Source organism: Streptomyces capoamus, from assembly GCF_014654935.1.
Classification (GTDB): Bacteria; Actinomycetota; Actinomycetes; order Streptomycetales; family Streptomycetaceae; genus Streptomyces; species Streptomyces capoamus.
In genome coordinates this window covers 89579-92534 of sequence record NZ_BNBF01000011.1, presented here as the reverse complement: position 1 = coordinate 92534, position 2956 = coordinate 89579, and the positions used below count along the sequence as shown (strand labels likewise).

At 70.2% G+C, this 2956-nt stretch carries 3 protein-coding genes and 1 tRNA gene; 2 read left to right on the top strand and 2 right to left on the bottom strand.

Translation table 11 applies throughout. The annotated features are described in order from the left end of the window. Both IE312_RS40800 and IE312_RS18945 read right to left on the bottom strand, forming a co-directional pair. Positions 1 to 934: ABC transporter permease (locus tag IE312_RS40800; protein WP_229900099.1), on the bottom strand; the 934-nt coding region annotated here is incomplete at its 3' end. After that, on the bottom strand, positions 934 to 1704 hold the full coding sequence (locus tag IE312_RS18945) for an ABC transporter ATP-binding protein (RefSeq protein ID WP_189983302.1): 771 nt from the start codon (positions 1702 to 1704) through the stop codon (positions 934 to 936). The genes IE312_RS18945 and IE312_RS40800, both read right to left, overlap by 1 nt. Positions 1705 to 2107: 403 nt before the next feature. Between IE312_RS18945 and IE312_RS18940 the strand changes: the two genes are divergently transcribed. Further along, positions 2108 to 2191, top strand: a tRNA-Leu gene (locus IE312_RS18940). A 229-nt stretch (positions 2192 to 2420) separates the two neighbouring features. After that, a partial coding sequence (locus IE312_RS40795) for a Bax inhibitor-1/YccA family protein (protein ID WP_229900097.1) occupies positions 2421 to 2956 on the top strand: 536 nt, incomplete at its 3' end.

Here is a 2956-nt window from a genome sequence, read left to right as displayed (position 1 = left end):
CCGAGCGGGTGACCTGGCGGCGGGAGGCGCCAACCGCCCGCATCAGGGCCAGTTCGCGGGTGCGCTGGGCGACCAGCATGGTGAAGGTGTTGGCGATGATGAACGTGCCGACGAACAGGGCGATACCCGCGAACACCAGCAGGCCCTGCTTCAGGCCGCTCATGGACGAGGAGATCGCCTGCGCCTGGTCGTCGGCGAGCCGCTTGCCGGTGGTGGTCCGCACGAGCTCGGCCGGCAGGGCCTTGTCGAGGGCGGCCTTGAGCGCCGTCTGGCCGGTACCGGGCGCGGCCTGCACGTCGATCTCGTCGTACGTGCCCTTCTTGCCGAACAGGGCCTGCGCGGTCGGGGTGTCGAACAGGGCGAGGCTGCCGCCCGCGGCCACGTTGCCGTCGTCGGTGGTGAAGATGCCGCTGACGGTGGGGGTGAGGACGGGGCCGTCGACGGAGAGGCGGACGGTGTCGCCGACCCGGTAGCCGGCCCGCTTCGCCGTCTCGGAGTCGAGGAGCACCTCGTCCTTGCCGTGCGGGGCGTGGCCGTCGGTCAGCGGGTAGCGGGGGTCCTTCGCGCCCCAGTAGTTGCCGCCGGCGGACTGCCAGTCGCCGCCGACCAGCTTGCCGTGCCGGTCGGCGACGGCGGTGAAACCGCTGACGACGCCGGTCGCGGAAGCGGCCCCGGGAACCCGGGCGGCCTTCTCCAGCAGGGCCTGGGTCAGCGCGGGGACCTTGCTGTCGCCCTCGGAGTCCTGGTACTCGGGCCGTACGGCGACGTCGACCCGGTCGACGCCCTTGGCGGAGCTCTTCTGGTAGGCGTCGGAGATGGTGTTGGTGAAGACGAGCGTCCCGGAGACGAAGGCCACGCCGAGCATGACGGCGAGCACGGTCATCAGCAGCCGGGCCTTGTGCGCGAGGACGTTGCGCAGGGCGGTGCGGAACATCAGCTGGTACGGCCCTTCGCGTCGAACTGCTTCATCGTGTCGAGGACGGAGTCGGCCGTCGGGGCGTACATCTCGTCGACGATCCGCCCGTCGGCCAGGAAGATCACCCGGTCCGCGTAGGCGGCGGCCACCGGGTCATGCGTGACCATGACGACGGTCTGGCCCAGCTCGCGCACGGAGTTGCGCAGGAAGCCGAGGACCTCGGCGCCGGAGCGCGAGTCCAGGTTGCCGGTCGGTTCGTCGCCGAAGATGATCTCGGGCCGGGAGGCGAGGGCGCGGGCGACGGCGACGCGCTGCTGCTGGCCGCCGGACAGCTGGGAGGGCCGGTGGCCGAGCCGGCCGGACAGCCCGACCATCTCGATGACCCGGTCCAGCCACGCCCGGTCCGGCTTCCGGCCGGCGATGTCCATCGGGAGGGTGATGTTCTCCAGGGCGGTCAGCGTCGGCAGCAGGTTGAACGCCTGGAAGATGAAGCCGATCTTGTCCCGGCGCAACCTGGTGAGCTGCTTGTCCTTCAGGGCGCCCAGCTCGGTGTCCCCGATCCGGACGGACCCGGAGGAGAAGGTGTCCAGCCCGGCCACGCAGTGCATCAGCGTGGACTTCCCGGAGCCGGACGGGCCCATGATCGCGGTGAACTCGGCCGCCCGGAAGTCGACCGATACCCGGTCCAGGGCGACCACCCGGGTCTCACCCTGCCCGTAGATCTTCGACAGCTCCGTGGCGCGTGCGGCCACGGCGGTGGTCCGGCCGGCGGTGGGTGTGGTGGTCACGGGAGGGTGCTCCTGTCGGGATGGCGTGTGTTCCTGAGGACCGGTCCATCGTCTCGGCGCCGGGCGCGTCTGTAGTCAGTCGCTGCTCCCGTTCCCGGGGCCGACTGGGGTCGGACGCAGCGGGCCGGTGTCATACCTGGGGAGGACGGGCGACCCTGACACCGCTCGTGCGCCGAGGGCGCGCGAAGAACAGGGGGATCACCCTCGTTCGGACGGTGAAATTCCGTCATTCCGCGTACGCGCGCACAGCCGTCACGTCACGCTATTGGCAAGTGCGGATGGCGCGTTCCGTCGGCTGATGCACCCTCAGACGTCAATAAAATAAGACAACATCGGTCCACCCGCCCGCTGTTCGGGGGGCGGGTCCCGATAGGCTCGAGCCTCGAAGCGGAGCCCATGGCCTGCCCGGATGGTGGAATGCAGACACGGCGAGCTTAAACCTCGCTGCCCCTTCGCGGGCGTGCCGGTTCAAGTCCGGCTCCGGGCACTTCTTCCGACCCCTTTCCAATGGGGAAGCCGACGGTCCGGTTCCGTTCGGCCGGCCGCGTGGCGGCCGCGCCCCGGTCGGCCGTCCGTCCATGGCCGGGAATCAGTCGTCCGCGTAGCGTGTTGCTGAGCACGGCAGGGGAAAGATCCTCCTCGAGTATCATGCCGTCCTTTTGCCAATCCATTACTCTTGAGGCCAAGGCTGCACTCGGCAGCCATGGAGGAGTGAAATGAGGAGCAGCAACCCGGTCTTCTCGCGACGGGGGTTCAGCCGCGACAACGGCTACGCCGGCTTCAACACCGCACCGCAGGCCGGGTACGCCCAGGGCAACCCGTACGCGCAGAACCCGTACGCGCAGAACCCCTACGCGCAGGCGGACGCCCCGTACGGCGCACCGCCGCAGGCCCCGGTCACCACCGACCGCATGACCATGGACGACGTCGTCGTCCGCTCGGCCCTCACGCTCGGCACGGTCGCCGTCGGCGCCGTCCTCGCCTGGGCGCTGCTGCCGGTCTCGGGCACCAGCTACGGACTGGCCGTCGGCGCCGCGCTGGTCGCGTTCGTCCTGGCGATGGTGCAGAGCTTCAAGCGCACCCCCTCGCCCGCGCTGATCCTGGGGTACGCCGCCTTCGAGGGCGTCTTCCTCGGTGTCTTCAGCGAGATGTTCAACAGCCGGTGGAGCGGCGCGCCCTTCCAGGCGGTGCTCGGCACCATGGCGGTCTCCGGCGCCACCCTGCTGGTCTACAAGGCCGGCTGGATCCGCGT